The organism is Thermoplasma sp. Kam2015 (genome assembly GCF_003205235.1).
In the GTDB taxonomy this organism is placed as follows: Archaea; Thermoplasmatota; Thermoplasmata; order Thermoplasmatales; family Thermoplasmataceae; genus Thermoplasma.
Genome location: NZ_QJSM01000018.1, coordinates 39764 through 58026 on the forward strand (window position 1 = coordinate 39764; position 18263 = coordinate 58026).

At 43.7% G+C, this 18263-nt stretch carries 18 protein-coding genes and 2 tRNA genes; 17 read left to right on the forward strand and 3 right to left on the reverse strand.

What is annotated here, in order from left to right; genetic code table 11:
- Positions 1 to 34 precede the first annotated feature (34 nt).
- The 7 genes from DMB44_RS01920 (at position 35) to DMB44_RS01950 (ending at position 4748) form a co-directional block, all read left to right on the forward strand.
- Positions 35 to 481: a hypothetical protein gene (locus DMB44_RS01920; protein ID WP_110640365.1), complete on the forward strand. Its 447-nt coding sequence runs from the start codon at positions 35 to 37 to the stop codon at positions 479 to 481.
- Positions 482 to 673: 192 nt separating this feature from the next.
- Positions 674 to 1231: a hypothetical protein gene (locus tag DMB44_RS01925; protein WP_110640366.1), complete on the forward strand. Its 558-nt coding sequence runs from the start codon at positions 674 to 676 to the stop codon at positions 1229 to 1231.
- A 117-nt stretch (positions 1232 to 1348) separates the two neighbouring features.
- Entirely contained in the window at positions 1349 to 2143 is a 795-nt protein-coding gene (locus DMB44_RS01930) for a S26 family signal peptidase (RefSeq protein ID WP_237265230.1), read from the forward strand.
- 145 nt (positions 2144 to 2288) lie between these two features.
- Entirely contained in the window at positions 2289 to 2873 is a 585-nt protein-coding gene (locus DMB44_RS01935) for a hypothetical protein (protein WP_153280106.1), read from the forward strand.
- Positions 2874 to 2994: 121 nt separating this feature from the next.
- Positions 2995 to 3393, forward strand: coding sequence for a hypothetical protein (locus DMB44_RS01940; protein ID WP_110640368.1), 399 nt, complete (start codon positions 2995 to 2997; stop codon positions 3391 to 3393).
- The gene (locus DMB44_RS01945; RefSeq protein ID WP_110640369.1) at positions 3383 to 4102 is read left to right on the forward strand and encodes a hypothetical protein; all 720 of its coding nucleotides are present in this window, start codon (positions 3383 to 3385) and stop codon (positions 4100 to 4102) included. The genes DMB44_RS01940 and DMB44_RS01945 overlap by 11 nt, the downstream gene beginning before the upstream one ends.
- Before the next feature lie 346 nt (positions 4103 to 4448).
- On the forward strand, positions 4449 to 4748 hold the full coding sequence (locus tag DMB44_RS01950; RefSeq protein WP_161952077.1) for a winged helix-turn-helix domain-containing protein: 300 nt from the start codon (positions 4449 to 4451) through the stop codon (positions 4746 to 4748).
- A 5-nt stretch (positions 4749 to 4753) separates the two neighbouring features.
- Here the strand turns inward: DMB44_RS01950 and DMB44_RS01955 are convergent, their stop codons facing one another.
- Positions 4754 to 5404 carry a winged helix-turn-helix domain-containing protein gene (locus tag DMB44_RS01955; RefSeq protein ID WP_153280107.1) on the reverse strand — a complete coding sequence of 217 codons (651 nt, stop codon included), beginning with the start codon at positions 5402 to 5404 and terminating at the stop codon, positions 4754 to 4756.
- A 176-nt stretch (positions 5405 to 5580) separates the two neighbouring features.
- Here DMB44_RS01955 and DMB44_RS01960 point away from each other — a divergent pair, with 176 nt between their 5' ends.
- The 10 genes from DMB44_RS01960 (at position 5581) to DMB44_RS02005 (ending at position 17485) form a co-directional block, all read left to right on the forward strand.
- On the forward strand, positions 5581 to 6657 hold the full coding sequence (locus DMB44_RS01960; protein ID WP_110640372.1) for a replication factor A: 1077 nt from the start codon (positions 5581 to 5583) through the stop codon (positions 6655 to 6657).
- A complete protein-coding gene (locus DMB44_RS01965) occupies positions 6654 to 7472 on the forward strand; it encodes a hypothetical protein (protein WP_110640373.1) in 819 nt (272 codons plus the stop codon). The genes DMB44_RS01960 and DMB44_RS01965 overlap by 4 nt, the downstream gene beginning before the upstream one ends.
- A 193-nt stretch (positions 7473 to 7665) precedes the next feature.
- A tRNA-Lys gene (locus DMB44_RS01970) sits at positions 7666 to 7739 on the forward strand.
- A gap of 19 nt (positions 7740 to 7758) precedes the next feature.
- Positions 7759 to 8022: a DNA-directed RNA polymerase subunit H gene (locus tag DMB44_RS01975; protein WP_110640374.1), complete on the forward strand. Its 264-nt coding sequence runs from the start codon at positions 7759 to 7761 to the stop codon at positions 8020 to 8022.
- Entirely contained in the window at positions 8019 to 11606 is a 3588-nt protein-coding gene (locus tag DMB44_RS01980; RefSeq protein ID WP_110640375.1) for a DNA-directed RNA polymerase subunit B, read from the forward strand. The genes DMB44_RS01975 and DMB44_RS01980 overlap by 4 nt, the downstream gene beginning before the upstream one ends.
- The gene (rpoA1, locus tag DMB44_RS01985) at positions 11603 to 14260 is read left to right on the forward strand and encodes a DNA-directed RNA polymerase subunit A' (RefSeq protein ID WP_110640376.1); all 2658 of its coding nucleotides are present in this window, start codon (positions 11603 to 11605) and stop codon (positions 14258 to 14260) included. Before DMB44_RS01980 ends, rpoA1 begins: the two co-directional genes overlap by 4 nt.
- Before the next feature lie 5 nt (positions 14261 to 14265).
- Complete coding sequence (gene rpoA2 / locus DMB44_RS01990) at positions 14266 to 15792, forward strand: DNA-directed RNA polymerase subunit A'' (RefSeq protein WP_110640377.1); 1527 nt, start codon at positions 14266 to 14268, stop codon at positions 15790 to 15792.
- Between the two features lie 9 nt (positions 15793 to 15801).
- Complete coding sequence (locus DMB44_RS01995) at positions 15802 to 16230, forward strand: NusA-like transcription termination signal-binding factor (RefSeq protein ID WP_110640378.1); 429 nt, start codon at positions 15802 to 15804, stop codon at positions 16228 to 16230.
- A gap of 143 nt (positions 16231 to 16373) precedes the next feature.
- On the forward strand, positions 16374 to 16733 hold the full coding sequence (eif1A, locus tag DMB44_RS02000; RefSeq protein WP_110640379.1) for a translation initiation factor eIF-1A: 360 nt from the start codon (positions 16374 to 16376) through the stop codon (positions 16731 to 16733).
- Positions 16730 to 17485 (forward strand): serine protein kinase RIO, encoded by a 756-nt coding sequence (locus DMB44_RS02005; RefSeq protein WP_237265232.1) that lies wholly within the window; start codon positions 16730 to 16732, stop codon positions 17483 to 17485. Before eif1A ends, DMB44_RS02005 begins: the two co-directional genes overlap by 4 nt.
- On the opposite strand, the gene DMB44_RS02010 is transcribed toward DMB44_RS02005, so the two are convergent.
- Together DMB44_RS02010 and DMB44_RS02015 are read right to left on the reverse strand one after the other, a co-directional pair.
- A tRNA-Met gene (locus DMB44_RS02010) sits at positions 17483 to 17557 on the reverse strand. The genes DMB44_RS02005 and DMB44_RS02010 overlap by 3 nt on opposite strands.
- 100 nt (positions 17558 to 17657) lie before the next feature.
- The gene (locus DMB44_RS02015) at positions 17658 to 18206 is read right to left on the reverse strand and encodes a KH domain-containing protein (protein WP_237265233.1); all 549 of its coding nucleotides are present in this window, start codon (positions 18204 to 18206) and stop codon (positions 17658 to 17660) included.
- Positions 18207 to 18263: the final 57 nt, after the last annotated feature.

The following is an 18263-nucleotide window of genomic DNA, read 5'->3' on the forward strand; positions in this document are numbered from 1 at the left end:
AGGCATTATATAAGGTACTTTATTGTAATTGATCATGGATCCTTCCGTTCCGCTTAAAGCGAAAGGTTCTGGGGCAGAAGCTGATCAGAAATTTGCCAATATTGCTATAAAAGGAGTTGATCATAGCATACCCATCCCATCCCATTCTTTTGACGTGGCAGTCGTGCTTAAGGATCCCTACCCATCAAAGAAAATGAAACTAAATTACATTGTTAGCAGGGATAAATTCTCTGAGGTATACAGGGTTATCAGAACATTGATGGCTTCGGACAGGCCACTGACCAAGACAGAACTTCTGCACAGGAGCTGTATGAATTTTAGAACAGGTTCCTCTCTGCTTGTTGGAATGAAAAAGGCAGGCCTCATTGAAGAAATAAAAATAAGACACAGGATCTATATGCGCCTCACAGATCTTGGAATTCTGTTCTCACAGATGATGGTGATCATCTCACCATTCATACTTTCCATATTTCAACCTTAGATGTCATGAAATATCGTTTAAAAAGATGCTGATGCTTGATGATTTAAATTTCTCCGCCTTCCGGCATATCCTGAATGGAATATTTTTCTGTATGCAAGATTAGTAACGATACTACATATTATCTGTTCTTTTCGATTAAATATCATGACCGCTTACTTTAATTGTGCTCGAAAGAGCAAACGGTGAAAGAAAATGAATAGGAAGATGATGTTGGTATTGGTCGCAGTGGTTGCAACCGTACTGCCGGCTGTGGCGGTTGCAGACGTTCTTGTCGTTGGCTTCAGCGGCGGAACAGGACATGAAATAGGACCGGCTTTTTATGTGCAACCTGGCAGCAACTATATGGCGGCTAGTGAAGCTGCAGGTTTTAAATGGACACCTGACATGGTGAGTTCGACAGAGTTCATAGGAAATATGACCATTGGATACATGACGAATGAGACCATATATGAGGTCAATGTGCTTGACATAAACTTCACAAGTTCAACCTCAGGTACGTTTATGATAAATATCACGGTTACGAACCCATTCCCTGAAGGATCGTATATATATTTCAGCACCAGTCCTTTCGCTTCCACCGCAATTCCAGCCCATACCATGAACTTTACGCTCAGCTCAACAGCAAGCCAAACAGCACTGACATTCTCTGGTGTACATAAGGGAGAAACCATCTACGTAGCATTCGTTATCGGTTCCGGTGCCCCAAGCACAGCGCCGTCATTCACATTGACAATGTCCGAGGCCTTCTGAGATTGAAATAGACCTATTTTCTTTTTTTGCGTATCCACCTCTGTTAGCGAAGGTTATCTATATTTTTTAATTTTTTAAATAAAAAACTATTTATTATTTGGTTATCATGATGTCTTGATGGACTTAAGGAGGATAATAGCTATTGCAGTGATCATTGGCGTAGTAATTTTTCTGACGTCTGTGACAATATATTCCGGGATATGGCCTCCAGTGGATACCATAGCTTCTGAGAGCATGACCCATTCAGACTACTGGACATACGGGACGATGAATGTCGGCGATATCGTATTCGTTAAGAGAGTATCAAGCGTTCCCGGTCCGGTCATAACCTACGTTGTTGGGCGACAAACTGGATTCTCAACATATGGCGAGTATGGAAATGTTATCCTATACAAGAATCCAGAAGGTCAGACAATAATACATAGAGCAATGTTCTATCTTTCCTGGGCTGATGGAATGCCGGTGGTCCAAGGGTTTCATAATCAGAGCTGGATGAAGGTAACTAAGATGTATATTCTGATATATGACGTTGGCTTTTCTCACAGAAATCTTGTTGTATATCTCAGAGGAATGGTTAATGAAAGTGGGTTTATTACTGTGGGGGATTTCAATCTGGCTTACCGTGGAATATACAACTCAAGCCTGAACGCTTATGAGGCCGCAGATCAGAATGTTGGAATAACAAATGCCCCAGTAAATTCATCCAATATAATAGGTATGGCATTCTGGGATATACCATGGTTTGGGCTCATAAAGCTCAATATTCTAAAGGCATATGGGCAATGGCCCTATTCGAACGAAGTCGCCAAAAATTCATACGATTATCTCTTTGCCTCCATCATAATAATAGCAGCTTTAATCTTCCTGCCATACAGCAAAATTTATGATTTCTATAGAAAACGTAAAAAATAAACCACATAATACTTATAGAGATTTGGAAATACAGTTTCAATCCACGATAACTTATCATAATTACATATTTATTTAATATTAGTAATATTTATATTCAGCATTGCATTGTTTATATTGTACAAATATGAATTCCGGTTTAAGAATCATGTTCTCGCTCTTCATAATTCTGATTGCGATAGCGCTTATAGCTATACCAGCCGAAGGCGACGTCATGATAATATCTCACGCAAATGGAAACGGATTCCTCGTGCAGAAGCCGATCATCATAAATCTCACCAGCAATGCGACTGAATATAAAGGGGCCACATTTGTATGGACTATAGAAAACGGTACTGTTTCTGGAAATTATATCAACATAACTGGTGTACTAAGAATCCATGTAAATTGGAACGTTTCTAACACAGATTATTTTCTCAACATACTATCCATAGGAAATGGCCTGGATAAAAATGCCTCGTTCAATCTTACGCTCGATCAGATAGCAAAGCAGGCGAATAAAGTTCTCAACAGCAGCGAAACATCAGCTCTTTCCGTGTATATCAAGGAAGGCTATCAGAGCGAATCTTCGCTAGGTACTATAATTTACAATCAAACTCTGGAAGGCCCGTTCAATATGCAGTATCCAAATTTCGTACCCTATTATATTGGTTTTTACTATGAAAAACCACCAGATACGAATAACAGCGTGGGTCAATACCTTAATTTCACATTTAATTTTGTGTATGTATGAGTTAGACAGAACAAAATTTAAATTCGCGATTGGTGAAGACATTGATCCCAAAGTTTTAATCGATCAAAAACGTCTATACCAATGGAAACCTTTATAAATATTCTTATGGTATTTATATACGATGACTATTGCTGCTATTTCAATCTCAAATTCAGTTGATGAAAAGATTGATCGATATCAAAAGGTATTATGGTTAAAGCAACAAAAAAATGTAAGATATGCATGGCGAGGTGAGTTGCACCTCCATCATAAGTGGAATCCATACCCCGTAGCGGATCTGATGGAAAAAACTCCTGGAATATGCAAAGTGAAAAATGGATCACTGGATATACCAGTTAAAGTATGTGGGAATAAACCCGAAAGCATAAAGGATTTGAAATCAACTAACGTTTGCATCCTGAATAATGTTGATCTGGCTTTTTTAAATGATACATGCTCGTATAGAAAACTATTCTTCGGAATGAACATATGGTGCATAAACTGCTATTCATCATTACGAGGTAGTGCCTTTGAATCCTGATCTTTCATTACTTATCGCGTTGATTCCGCAATTCGTTATCTCGGCAATTCTGACTGGATTCGTCTTTCAGGCAATTACCAGTGAAAAAACCTTCATACAACCCAAGATCATTAAGAGAGATGCCGGTCATAAAAAGGAAGACCCATCTATTCAAGTAAAGAAAGATCAATCAGATCTGAATCAATATGAAAGACTGAAGAACAGATCAGGGTTCCAAAATTTGCTGTTCAATCAGAATCTTAAGATGCTATCAACATCAACACTTACGGCTAGCACGTGGATCCTCATTGTATATGCTATGCTTGGAATTGATAGATCTTCCCTGTTTATGCCAAACTACAGCTTTGAGATGAACTTTGCAGTTTATATGCCGCTGATCTCTCTTTTCGCAATTGCCATGATATCATCTTTCTCTACTATAGTAAGGCTAAAAAACATGTATCGATGGTTAGGTACAATTTTGGCGTTGATATCTGTAATTGTATTTTTTAAATTGCCAGCTATGAAATGGTTTTTTTCAATCTACCCAGTGAACGTGGTCATTTATATATTCATTTATTTTGCGGGTCTTTTCATTGTTTTCCTGTGCTACCTCTTCTGGTGGAAAATGTATCCGAAGACCGTATTTTATATATCATTTTATTCCTCCATATTGACATATTTCATGCTGGTATCACTTATGATTCTCAAAGCAATACCAAAGTTCTGAAAACTTCAGCAATCCTTTTTTAAGATGCTAAAAAGTCTCGTTAGTCAGACACTGATGTCAATAAACATTTTTACATATAAATTTTAAAATCGATTGCATTTAGAAAAGCTGTAAAAATAAATATTTTTAGGTTGGAACCGAAAGATATGTAGCTTTGATATTTAATTCCATGATAATCGATAGAAGGGATCTTCGAATTTTTTAAATGGCTTTTAACGCCTCATGGCAATGTAATTTGTTCACAATGAATTTTTGTCTGACACCTAATAAAATTTTAATTTTTGGGCATTTTTCTAGATCAGCTATAATTACAAAATGTTTATATCTGATCATCAGGTGTTCATTTATGGAGTCTTTAACTAGTATTAGCCCTAATAGAAAAAATAGAGATCGTGGGGACCTCGTATTTGGTATATTGAGAGAATTATACAACACTGATGGACAGATAGGAATAACAAGACTGATATATAAAGTAAATACAAACTATAATATAGCACGGGATATCCTCGATATGCTTTCCAGAAGTGGCCTCATAGAAAGGAAATCAAAAAATGAAAGATCCGAGTTCAGGGTTACGGATAAAGGATTGAGATTCATCGAAGCATATGAGAGAATAAATTCAGTGCTGGGTCATAAAAAAAGATAGACATTCTATTTTCCCAATATATCACGTATGAATTCATAATCATTCGCGAGCAAAATCCCCTTCTGGGTTAATTCCACTAGATTCCTATTGGACCCTGATTTCTTTATACAGACTATGCCAGACCGCTCCAGATCTTCTATTATGCCCTTTCCCATCCTGTGATTTAGATTGCAGGCATAGAATAGTCTGGTCAATGGTATCTGATTTGAATTCTCCCTTATCGTGGATATCAGATCCATTATTATATTTGCGCGAGATCTTTTCCTCTGAGCTTCACCACCATCATTTTCTGGCATATCCTGAATGATATTATCAGGAATTTCAGCATCATTTCCTATACCTTCGCCCTTGCAGAAGATGCTGGGTAGTATTAGAACAGATATACCTTGGGACTTGAAGTTCTCTATTGTATCCGATTCTATCTCACCACAGGTTATGAGAAATTTCCTCTTGGCGCCAATATCCTCTGAATTATAATTGAATTCCTTTGCCATCTTCGAAATATCAGAAGAATTCGGGGCGATCATGACAGTGACGATCTCATTAAGTTCAGATTTGTATACAGCATCGAATAGATGATCTTTCCCAGATTTCCCTCTTATCATTTCTCTGTATTTGATCTCCCACCTACCGGGTGTTATTGAAAGATAGTTCAAAACAGAAGCGTAGGGATCAAATTTAGTATGTTTTTCCAACTTCCATCGATAATAAAATTAGTTCATGGCTATATAAGGATTATGAAAGATAATTACGTAAATATTTTAATACAAGTATTCAGGTGGCAGGTTCCCTTAAAAAATAAATATAGAGTACGAATAGTCCAGCAATAAATATGCTATCAAAGATAATCGAGGTGGACACCGCAAAGCAGAATATAGATATGAAGGTGAAAATTCTGTCCCTGAATAAACGCACCGTGAAGAATGAACGCGGTGAGACCGTTTACTATTATGGTATAATCGGCGATGAGACAGGTACGCTGCCATTCACGGCCTGGGTCTTCCCGCCTGCCATTCGGGTTGGTGACGTGGTCGAAATAAGGTCATGCTATTCGAGCATCTATAACGGAAAGATCAGGATATACGTCGATGGCAGATCCGAGGTGATCTTGAAGCCCGACGTGGACATGGAGGTCAAGAGAACCTCAGATCTGGTGAAGATAAGGGATATCAGTCTGAGCATGCCGTATGTCTCTGTGGTCGGAAAGATAACTGGCGTACATAAAAGAGAATATGAAAACGAGGGCATTTCTAAGAACGTATATCAGGCGTACATAGAAGATGAAACGGCAAGGGTCAGGATATCTTCATTCGGGAAGGTGCTACAGGAAAATGATGTTGTACGCATAGATAATGCACGTGTAACTCAGTTCAATGGCTATATCAGCCTTTCCATAGGCGATAACTCCAAAATAGAGGCTGTAAATACTACAATACCAGATAAGCCAAGGCATATCTTCATATCTGAGATAAGATCGCCCGTGGGCGGTATAACCATAGCTGGTTTTGTTGTCAATGTCGGTCAAGGGAGCAGGATTTTCACGAAATGCAGTGTATGCAAGAAGATAGTGGAGAACGGCAAATGCAATGATCATCCAAAGGCCCCGGTATACCCAGATTTATTTGGATATTTCTCAATATCCGATGGTACCGGAACCATAACTTGCTATATTAACGGAGATAGCTTCTTGCCATATGCTGGTATTCCACAGGAACAGTTCAGGAGAGACGCATATTCAATGAATCCAAATGCCATAATCAAAAAGAATCTGATCGGGAAATGCATATCCGTTACCGGTGATCTGAGAATGCAGGATGATAAGATCACGTTGAACGTGCAATCGATACGCGCCATCTCCGCTGAAGATAACAGAGAGATCACGAATATAATAGAGGAGGAATTCCAATGATGCATAAGAGAGATCAGGATTACTGGATTTTTTCAGCAGAACTCAGAGATTCAAAAGTCATCAACGATTCATCAGATAAGCCCATGATTTTGACTCCGCTAGGCATATCAGTGAAGCGAATACTCTGCACCGGAAATGTCACTTCCAAGCAGGGGGACGATAGAATGACCAGAATAACCATGGCAGATCCTGTTGGGAATTTCTATGTTGTAGGGTTTTCCAACGGTTTCAATCCGGAGGAAAAATCCATGCTGGATGGGCTTAATGTGGATGATAGGGTTATGGTAATTGGAAGGATAAGCGCATATCGCAATTCAGGTGGAAATTATCTGTTTTCAATCAGGCCGGAACTGGTGTCAAAGATAGATGAGGAAGCATCGAGATTCTGGATACTGAAAGCGTACTATTTTGCAAAGAGAAGATATTTTGCCATAAGAGAAGCGCAGAAATCTGAGGATTCCAGCATAGAAACACTCAAGGAATCAGGCTACACCGCTGTTGAAGCCGAATCGGCGTTAAATGCGATAAAGAACTTCAGGGACTATGATTATCAGAAACTCTTTGAGATCATTGAGCCAGCAATGAACTCACTCGGTTCATCTGGCCAGCTGCCGGAGATACGTTCATTCATGCTGGATTATATCAAGAACAACGATCTCGATGGGAAGGGCTGCAGATACGAGGACATAGTTGTAGCGGCGAAGAATCAGGGCATAGATCAGAGTACAGTAGATGAGATACTTAATTCCCTTGGTTCCATGGGAGAAATTTTTGAGGTATCTCTGAAGCGATACAAGTTTGTTGATACCTCATGATCGAGAAAATCGAACACCGTGATCAGAGGATTTCGCAAACTTATACTGCAGAGAGTTGCAGTACAAACGGAATGAATGAGGCAAACATATGGTGATCAGGTGTTTCACATCGGTTTGCGCGAGGGCGAATAAATCCCCTTTGCCCTCGTCTAAAAAGTTTATTAATTGCCTCGCTATGTAGGCTTCTAATCATGGGCCCGTAGCTCAGCCAGGTAGAGCATCTGGCTTTTAACCAGGTGGTCAGGGGTTCGAACCCCCTCGGGCCCGCTCACGCGTGGTGACGAAAATGGCAAAATTTAATGTATTAGATCATAATCTCGTTCCGGAGCATCACATAGTATCAGAAGAGGAGGAGAAGGAGATCCTTAAGGAATTGAATATTGATAAGGAATTTCTGCCGAAAATCAGCCCTAATGACCCTGCTATAAAGGCTCTGGAGGCCGTTCATGGCAAGATCAAGGAGGGAACGATAATCAAGATAGTGAGAAAAAGCCCTACAATGGGGCATTCGGTATATTATCGTGTTGTTGCGTCTGAGGTGTTTAAGTGAAGGAAATTGTTGATGCATATTTTAAAAAGTATGGAATAGTAAACCATCAGCTTGATTCGATGAATTCTTTCTATGCCACGCCTGACAACCCGAACAGCGTGATGCAGCAGATTGTGGATGAGACAAAGGTATCAGATGATGCGGATCCAGGTTATTTTGTACTAGATCCTGCCAAGACAGGTGGCCATGACATAAGGATATACTATGGCAGAATAAGGGAAAACAACCACTATATCGGTGAGCAGACAATTTTCATTGGAAAACCGGAAATAAAGGAAGCGTCTGGCGCATCAAATCAGATAACACCAAACGAGGCTAGGCTCAGGGATCTGAACTATCTGGCGCCGGTAACGTTAAAACTCAGGATAGTGGAAGATGGAATTGAGAAAGGATCTGAAATAATAAAGGTCGGCGATCTACCCGTTATGGTGAGGTCGAAGATATGCACGCTTTCCGAGGAGAACCTGGATCAGTATATAGAGAAAAATAACGGCCCCATCGGTCTTTCCAGAAGAGAAAAGCTGCAGTACGTTGGAGAGGATCCGGATGATCCTGGAGGTTATTTCATAATAGGCGGATCAGAGAGAGTTATAGTCTCCCTTGAGGACCTCGCACCAAATAAGATAATGGTTGAATGGGAGGATCGCTACGAATCCAAGGTTGAGGTCTCTAAGGTATTTTCCCAACGCGGTGGTTTCCGCGCACTTACAAGCATGGAGAAGGGGACAGATGGAACCATAAATGTCTCTATTCCAAGCGTCGCCGGTACAGTACCACTCGTCATACTAATGAAGGCCCTCGGTCTGGAGAGGGATGTGGATGTGCATGATGCCATAGCCTCCGTACCTGAGATGGAGCCGATAATATATGCAAATATAGAGGATTCGAAGAACCCAAAGGTGCTCCCTCCAAACGGCGTAAATACAACTGAAGATGCAATATCATATCTTGAGAAGAGGTTTGCCGCAGGTCAGGCCAAAGAATTCAGGGACAAGAAGATATCCCAGATGCTGGATCACTCGCTTCTGCCCCATCTTGGCGATTCCCCATCGGACCGCATAAGGAAGGCAATATATCTGGGCAGGATGGCCAGATCCTTGCTGGAACTGAGCCTGGGAATAAGAAAAGAGGATGATAAGGATCATCTTGCGAATAAGAGGATAAAACTTGCTGGAGACCTCATGGATGAGCTTTTCAGAAGCGCATTCCAGAGCGTCATGAAGGATCTGAAATATCAGCTCGAGAAAACGTACAACAGGAAACGCGGTATTAAGATAAGGCCTGCGGTCAGGCAGGATCTGCTGACGCAGAGGGTGTTGCATGCCATGTCCACAGGAAACTGGATAGGTGGCAGGACAGGCGTATCGCAGCTTCTTGACAGGGTTTCTAATCTGAGCACTATAAGCCATCTGAGGAGGATCATATCTCCGCTCACAAGGACGCAGCCTCACTTTGAGGCAAGGGATCTTCATCCAACGCAGTGGGGAAGGATATGCCCAAATGAAACTCCAGAGGGTCAGAACTGTGGCCTTGTGAAGAACGCTGCATTGCTCATAAATGTGACACAGGGTATAGATCCGGACAGCGTTATGGAGATATTGAAGGGGCTCGATGTGCGTGAGGTCCTTGAGGAGAGCCCCAAGAAGGGAAGGGTGTATCTCAATGGTGATTTCATAGGGTATCATGACGATCCTAGGTACCTTGTATCGAGGATACGCGAGGAGAGAAGATCCGGTCGTATTTCAGATGAGGTAAATGTTAGATACGACGATAACACGAATGAGGTTATAGTCAATTGCGATCGTGGAAGGCTCAGAAGGCCGCTTTTGATATTGAAGGACGGAAGAACTGTTCTGGATAGATCGATGATCGAGAAGCTGAAGCACGGGGAGATCAACTTTGAAGATCTGGTGAGGCAGGGTGCCATAGAATGGCTAGATGCTGAAGAGGAGGAAGACACATACATCGCAGTATATGCCTATGATATACCAGAGAAATGCCCCCATTGTAATTCCTATCTGTACAGATCGATGGTGGAATGGGTAAACCCCGGCGAATCCGAGATAACCCTGGAATGCGGCTTCTGCCATCAGAGATTCAATGTCGACTCAAAGCTTTCAAAGGAGAATACTCATCTTGAGATAGATCCAGCGATGATACTGGGAGTCGTTGCATCCATAATTCCATATCCTGAACATAATTCGTCGCCAAGGATCACCATAGCTTCAGCAATGGCCAAACAGTCCCTCGGATTTGCGCAATCAAACGTCAGGATCAGACCGGATACCAGAGGCCATCTGCTCCATTATCCGCAGGTTCCGCTGGTCAGAACCAGAGTGATGGACTATATACATTACGATCGGAGGCCCGCTGGTCAGAATTTTGTGGTTGCTGTCCTATCGTATGAAGGCTATAACATACAGGATGCCCTTGTCATAAACAAGGCCGCAATTGAAAGGGGCCTTGGAAGAAGCACATTCTTCAGGACATATTCAGCGGAAGAACGGCGTTATCCTGGAGGTCAGGAGGATAAATTCGAGATCCCAACCCACGATATAATAGGTGCTAGAGCCGAGGAATATTACAAGAATCTAGACGAAAGCGGTATAATATATCCCGAGGCTTATGTGGAGGGCTCTGATGTATTGATTGGAAAGACCTCGCCCCCCAGATTCCTTGAAGAAGGAGAAGAGAAGTTGGGCCCCCAGAGAAGGCGCGAATCGTCAGTGACGATGAGGCCCAATGAGAGCGGATACGTGGATAACGTGTTTCTGACAGTTTCAGAGAGCAACAGCAGGGTCGTGAAGATAAAGGTTAGAAGTGAAAGGATACCAGAGCTTGGAGATAAATTCGCCTCGAGGCATGGGCAGAAGGGAGTTGTCGGTCTTGTGGTACCGCAGGAGGATATGCCGTTCACGGAGGACGGAATAATCCCAGATCTGATATTCAATCCGCATTCAATACCGTCCAGGATGACGGTTGGTCATATACTGGAAATGATCGGTGGAAAGATAGCGTCAAGGACTGGAAGGTTCATAGACGGTACCATATTCAGTGGAGAGCCAGAAAAAAGCCTGAGAGATGCGCTGGTAAAATACGGCTTCAGGAAATCATCCACGGAGGTCATGTACGACGGAATTACAGGCAGAAGATTCAAGGCTGACATATTTGTCGGCGTCATATACTACCAGAAACTGCATCATATGGTCGCAGGGAAGTTCCATGCCAGGTCCAGAGGGCCGGTACAGATACTCACGAGGCAGCCTACAGAGGGAAGATCCAGGCAGGGAGGTCTCAGGTTCGGTGAAATGGAGAGGGATACCCTTATAGCGCATGGAGCTGCCATGGTCATAAAGGATCGTCTGCTCGATCAGAGCGATGGAACCGTACTGTACGTTTGCGGGAACCCATCCTGCGGGCATATAGCAATATATGATCGCAGAAAGGGAACGCTGAGATGCCCCGTCTGCGGAAATACCGGGAATATATACCCGATTGAGACCAGCTATGCCTTCAAGCTGATGAGGGATGAGCTGATTTCCCTTGGTGTTGTTATGAGATTAATGCTTGGTGATATGAAATGATGGGAATATCAAAAAGAATTTCATCAATTAAATTTGCCCTTCTTTCTCCTGATGAGATCAGAAAGCTGAGTCAGGTCAAGGTTATAACTGCGGATACCTATGATGATGATGGGTATCCTATCGAACATGGACTAATGGATCTTCACATGGGCGTTATAGAACCAGGTCTCAGATGCGCCACCTGTGGCGGAAAGGTGGATGAGTGTCCAGGGCATTTCGGGCACATTGAACTTGCCATGCCAGTGGTGCATGTGGGTTTTGTAAAGGAAATAAAGATGTTCCTCGACGCCACCTGCAGATCATGCGGTCGCATCAAATTGACCGATGACGAGATCCGCAGTTATCTCCCCGAGATACAGAAGATGGACTTTGAAACCGGGGATCCTGAGGACATAGAGATATTGACGAAGAAATACGTTGATCTTGCCTCTCAGAGAATGGTGTGCCCCCATTGTGGAGCACAGCAGAGCAAGATAATACTGGACAAGCCCACGACATTCAGGGAAGAGGGTACAAACGTAAAGATCACACCAAAGGAGATAAGGGAGAGGCTGGAGAGGATACCTGATGATGATCTCATATTCTTCGGATTCAATCCCAAGACTGCGAGGCCAGAATGGATGGTACTCACAGTTCTTCCTGTTCCACCAATAAACGTCAGACCATCAATCACGCTGGAAACCGGCGAAAGGAGCGAGGATGATCTCACTCACAAGCTAGTCGATATAATCAGGATCAGCCAGAGGCTCCGTGAGAGCAGGGATAACGGATCCCCTCAGCTGATTATAGAAGATCTTTGGGATCTTCTTCAGTTCCATGTGACTACGTATTTCGATAATCAGACGCCCGGAATACCGCCCGCAAGGCACAGAAGCGGTAGGGCCCTGAAAACCCTTGTTCAGCGTCTCAAGGGAAAGGAGGGCAGGTTCAGATCAAACCTCTCAGGTAAGCGTGTCAACTTTTCTTCAAGAACCGTTATATCGCCTGAACCATATCTTTCGGTGAATGAGGTTGGAGTGCCAGAGAGGGCAGCGAGAGAACTCACCGTACCTGTCACGGTCAACCAGTTCAACATCGATGAGATGCGCGAACTCATAAAACGCGGGCGAAATCCAAGGGATCAGTTCGGACGTTATGTTACCGGAGTAAACTATGTGATAAGACCAGATGGAAGGAGGATAAAGATAACCGATCAGAATGCCGCTGAGAATGCCGAAAGGATCGATATAGGATGGACCGTTGAACGCCAGCTGATGGAGGGCGACATCGTATTATTCAACAGGCAGCCGTCCCTGCACAGGATGTCCATGATGGGCCACACGGTCCGCATACTCCCAGGCCAAACATTCAGATTCAATCTTGCAGTCTGCACCCCATACAACGCCGACTTCGATGGGGATGAGATGAACCTTCATGTTATACAGAAGGAGGAGGCAAGGGCCGAGGCAAGAATCATAATGAAGGTTCAGGAGCAGATAATGAGTCCGAGATTTGGAGGCCCCATAATAGGTGGAATCCATGACCATGTGACGGCTCTGTTCCTGCTGACGCACAACAATCCAAGATACACACATGAGGAAATGGTGCATATAATGGCTTACCTCGAACCTGATCTTCTGCCTGATGCAAAGATAGAAAATGGCGTGAAATACTATTACGGACGCGACATATTCTCAACTATACTTCCTAAGGGTCTGAATGTGAGATTCAGAAGCAAGCTGTGTTCCGGTTCATCTGAAAAGTGTGAATTTGAGGATGATCCTGCAGACACATATGTTGAAATAGTCGACGGAAGACTTATTCATGGAACCATTGACGAAGCTGCAGTCTCTCCATTTTCTGGCGCCATAATAGACAAGATATTCAGGAAATTTGGATCCCAGGAGGCCGCCAGGTTCATTGACAGAATGACGCGTCTTGCTGTTGGTTTCATAACCTATCGCGGCTTCTCCACAGGTATAAGTGATTACGATATACCTGAGAGTGCGGTGGCCAGGATAGAGGAACTTGTTGTACAGGCAGAGGAGCGCATAAACAAACTCATAGAGACGTTCAAGCGCGGTGAACTTCAGCCAGCTCCAGGCAGATCGGTCGAAGATACCCTGGAGATGGAAATCCTGTCGGAAGCAGGTGTAGTCAGAGATGAATCAGGTAAGATAGCCAGTTCATACCTTGGTCTGAAGGTACCATCCGTTATAATGGCAAGATCTGGAGCTAGGGCTACGATGCTGAACATATCCGAGGTTGCTGGTATAGTCGGCCAGCAGTCTGTGAGAGGTGGAAGACTTAACAGAGGCTATTACAATAGAACTCTGCCGCATTTCAAACGCGGCGATATAGGCGCCGATGCCAGAGGTTTCGTCAGGTCTTCGTACATGACAGGCCTTAACCCCACGGAATACTTCTTCCACAGTATTGGAGGGCGTGAAGGTCTGGTGGATACGGCTGTCAGAACGTCAAGGAGTGGTTACATGCAGAGGAGACTGATCAACGCTTTTGAGGATCTGAAGGTTGACGATTCAAGGGAGGTCAAGGATACCGTCGGTTCTCTTATACAGATCAGATATGGTGAGGATGGAATAGATCCGACCAGAAGCGCCAGAGGTAAGGCGGTAGATATGAATTACATCCTCTTTGATGAGGGGAGGAGGTGATTCAATTGGCATCACTCTTATGGCGTGACACATCAAAGAACATAGTTGCCATATCAGAAAAGGTTCCTGTGAACTACGCCGTTGACTTTGACGTTCCTGCTGATGTTGAGGATGGCTACATAACCATAAACCGGAAGAATTTCTCATATCATGTGGTGATCTCAGGGGTCAGATCCTACTCTCCAGATGTTGAGGCCATTGCGAAGAAGAAGAATGGCCTGAAATCTATAATAACCATAGAGAAGATAGAAAAGATTGAACCCATATCAGTCATGGAGTTCCAGTCGAATGGAAAGACACTCGATACAGTTGCCAGCTTCGAAATAGGGGAGAGACAGCTGACCGAAATAAAGGAAAAGTACGGTGAAAGTTTATCGGAGGATGTTCAGGCAGTTATAAACGATGCAAAGGCGCTTGGATTCAGCCTTCCAGAATCAGTGGCTGAGGAGATCGCCAGGCGCAGATCCGAATGGGGAGAAAAAGCATACAAGAATATACTCAAGAGGATAGGCGAGGAGATAGACAACGAACTGATCGATCCATACGAAGCGGTCGGAATAATCGCGGCGCAGAGCATAGGAGAGCCAGGCACGCAGATGACAATGAGAACCTTCCACTTCGCGGGAGTCAGGGAGATGAACGTCACCCTGGGTCTTCCGAGGCTGATCGAGATAGTTGATGCAAGACGCATTCCAAGCACGCCGTCCATGACGATATACCTCAAGCCAGAATACGAGACGAATGATGAGGTGGTTATGGATGTCGTTAAGAGGCTTGAGAACACCAGTATAAGCGATGTGGCTGACATAATAACGGATATAGGAGAGCTGACAGTCACCGTGAAGCCAGATCCTAGAAAGACAAAGGACAGGCTCATAGAGATGGAAGATATAATGAATGCTATCAATAAGATCAAGGGAATAACCGTCATGGAGGATTCAAACCAGATAATAATAAAACCACAGCAGGAATCCTTCAAAAAACTTTATCTGCTGCAGGAACAGATTAAGGGTCTTACAATAAAGGGAATAAACGGTATAAAGAGGGCAATAGCAAGGGTTGAGGGAAAGGAACACAGATGGGTCATTTATACGCAGGGTTCGAATCTGAAAGATGTGCTGGAGGTAGACGAGGTCGATCCAACTCGAACATACACAAACGATATAGTGGAGATCGCCAACGTCCTCGGAATAGAGGCCGCAAGGAATGCCATACTCAACGAGGCTCTGAGAACTCTGCAGGAGCAGGGTCTTAATGTGGACGTCAGGCATCTGATGCTTGTTGCAGATATGATGACATTCAGCGGTACCGTGCGTGCGGTGGGCAGAACCGGTATATCTGGAAGAAAGAGCAGCGTACTTGCAAGAGCGGCCTTCGAAATAACTACGAAGCATCTTCTCCGGGCCGGTATAATGGGTGAGGTTGACAAACTGGCGGGTGTTGCTGAGAACATCATCGTGGGTCAGCCAATAACATTAGGAACCGGTGCTGTCGATATAATTTATAAAGGTTATCCGAAAGCGAAGAAGTGAGGAATAGAGATGAATGAGATAACTGTTGATAATGAGACCATGGCTCATATAGCCATATTCGAAAAGATTGCAAGGATCGAGCTGATGGAGTGCGTCGAGAACGAGGATATGATCCTCTTCGTTGTGGGCGAACGCAAGATGGCAGAGATGTTCAAGAAAAACAAGGATGTCATCTCGCAGCTGAAGGAAAAGATCAACAAGCACATCCTCGTGGCTGAGATCTCAAGGGATCTCCTGACATTCGTTAGGAACATATTCTTCAGATACGGCGTCAATGAGATTCAGATTTCGTGGAAGAACAACAGAACCGACATAGTTGTGGGCGTCAAGCCAGAGGAAATTGGCAAGGTAATAGGGAAGGAAGGCAAAAATATAAAGCTCTTCAAGGATGCCGTGTCCAGGTACTTCAACGTCAACAGCATAAGCGTGAAGCAGTAGCCGGAAAATTTTCCAGAAAACTTGGAATTTTCCACAAATATTTAAATTTGTATTTGTAATTAGCAATCCATATGCTCTATCGGCATGGCCATGCTGCGCATGCATTGCCATAGACCAGGTGAACATTGAAAGAATGGTGAAGTATGGGCGACGAAGATGTTGACGATGGTATCAAAAATTTCGAGAATAACGAAGAGAATGAGGAATCGATAGGGCGCGTTATACTCCCCAATAAGAAAAAGGGGGAGATGTTCGGTATAGTTGAGAAGATGGAGGGCGCTTCAAGGCTTTCCGTCATGTGTGAGGATGGGTATACCAGAAATGCCAGGATACCGGGCAGAATGCGCAAGCGTATGTGGATAAGGGAAAAGGATCTGGTTATAGTTAAACCTTGGGAATTTCAGCCTGAGAAGGCTGATGTCGTCTACCGCTACACGAAGACTCAGGCTAGTTATCTCAGCAGGAATCACATGCTGCCTGAGGTGATCGATATATTCAAGTGAGGTGGTTAAGGATAGATGACTCAGCTCTCAAACAGCTCATAAAAAACGATGAATTTGCATTCAGATCCAACCTTGATAGAAAGACGCTTGATCTTGTTTTTGACAAGCGTACCCTTGAGGCATTGAAATACGTTTTTTCAAGATACAGTATTGATTATCTGGATTTTCCAATTTCCTCCGGCAAGGAATCCGTCGTCTTCAGGGCAATCTCCGGCAGAAAGTTCGTGGCGGTGAAGATATTCAAGATGTCAACGCTGAAGTTCATGAACATAAGAAAATACATCGAGGGCGACCAGCGATTTGCAAAGATAAGGATCGACAGAAACGATATAATACCCGTATGGGTAAGAAAGGAGTACACAAACCTGATGGCCTTGGAAAATGCGGGAGTGCCAGCACCAAAACCGATAGGGTTCTTCAAAAACATCCTGGTTATGTCCTATATAGGAACCAAGTCCGGTCCGGCTCCACAGATAAGGGATGTCGAAATAAATGATGCAATATATGAAGAAGTTCTCGATGGTATGCGCCGCATGTACAGGAATAGGATAGTGCACTCGGATCTAAGCGAATACAACATGCTTTACCACAGAAGGGTCTACTTCATAGATCTGGCGCAGGCGGTGGATATAGATCACCCGATGGCCTCAGAATTTCTTGAAAGGGATATAATCAATGTAAGCAACTTTTTCTCGAAACATGGAATTGCGACAACCCCCGAATCCATAGAAAAATACATAAAAGGAAAGTAGCGGGGGATGGATTTGAACCATCGATCTACGGGTTATGAGCCCATCGGGATTTCCTGACTACCCCACCCCGCTTTTAGATGTAGTATCGGCCTAATACGAGGCTGTAAGGGTTTATGGCATCTGGCTTAATCAACCTTTCGCTGGAATAGGGAGTTCTCGTATTTTTCAACGGTCATCCAAAGCTCTCTTCTATCCTCTTGAATCTCAGCTCTCTGGCCTTCCTCTCCAGGAATTCATACACTGTCCTGTGTTTCTTCCCATTTATGATCATATTGATGGCCTCCTCCGCATAGGTAACTGCCAGATAGTCTCCTATGATGGAAACGGTATCGCCATATACCGATATGAACGATCCTGTGAGCTCCTCTATTATGGTGCGAGTTTTTCCACCTGTACCTATGACCCTGGCCTTGATCTGTGCGATCCTGCTTGAACCGGGTTTCGCGAATTCTCTCAGCGATATTATCACCAGCTGCATACCCTCTTCAAAGAGGAGCATCGCCTTCTCCGGGTTGAATCCACGGCCTATGGCCTGAACCACGCTTTTCGCGGTATTGGATTTTATCGCATCGCCCATCTGGTCTATAGATACCTCTCCCTCATCGCTGTCTATGGTGAGCTTTACCTCGCCGTTCTTCTCTATCTCCTTCTTTGTTGAACCGTCCTTTCCGATGACCACGCTTATTCTGTCCTTCGGAACTCTGACGGTATCGAAATACACTCTATCATCACCAGTGGACAATTATTGTGTTCTGGCATATCAACGTTATCCTTCCGA

Coding starts and splice junctions, on each gene's coding strand:
- DMB44_RS01975 (WP_110640374.1), top strand. CDS start 7,759: ATGGCAAAATTTAATGTATTAGATCATAATCTCGTTCCGGAGCATCAC.
- DMB44_RS01995 (WP_110640378.1), top strand. CDS start 15,802: ATGAATGAGATAACTGTTGATAATGAGACCATGGCTCATATAGCCATA.
- DMB44_RS01920 (WP_110640365.1), top strand. CDS start 35: ATGGATCCTTCCGTTCCGCTTAAAGCGAAAGGTTCTGGGGCAGAAGCT.
- DMB44_RS01940 (WP_110640368.1), top strand. CDS start 2,995: ATGACTATTGCTGCTATTTCAATCTCAAATTCAGTTGATGAAAAGATT.
- rpoA1 (WP_110640376.1), top strand. CDS start 11,603: ATGATGGGAATATCAAAAAGAATTTCATCAATTAAATTTGCCCTTCTT.
- eif1A (WP_110640379.1), top strand. CDS start 16,374: ATGGGCGACGAAGATGTTGACGATGGTATCAAAAATTTCGAGAATAAC.
- DMB44_RS01935 (WP_153280106.1), top strand. CDS start 2,289: ATGTTCTCGCTCTTCATAATTCTGATTGCGATAGCGCTTATAGCTATA.
- DMB44_RS01965 (WP_110640373.1), top strand. CDS start 6,654: ATGATGCATAAGAGAGATCAGGATTACTGGATTTTTTCAGCAGAACTC.
- DMB44_RS01950 (WP_161952077.1), top strand. CDS start 4,449: ATGGAGTCTTTAACTAGTATTAGCCCTAATAGAAAAAATAGAGATCGT.
- DMB44_RS01925 (WP_110640366.1), top strand. CDS start 674: ATGAATAGGAAGATGATGTTGGTATTGGTCGCAGTGGTTGCAACCGTA.
- DMB44_RS01930 (WP_237265230.1), top strand. CDS start 1,349: ATGGACTTAAGGAGGATAATAGCTATTGCAGTGATCATTGGCGTAGTA.
- DMB44_RS01960 (WP_110640372.1), top strand. CDS start 5,581: ATGCTATCAAAGATAATCGAGGTGGACACCGCAAAGCAGAATATAGAT.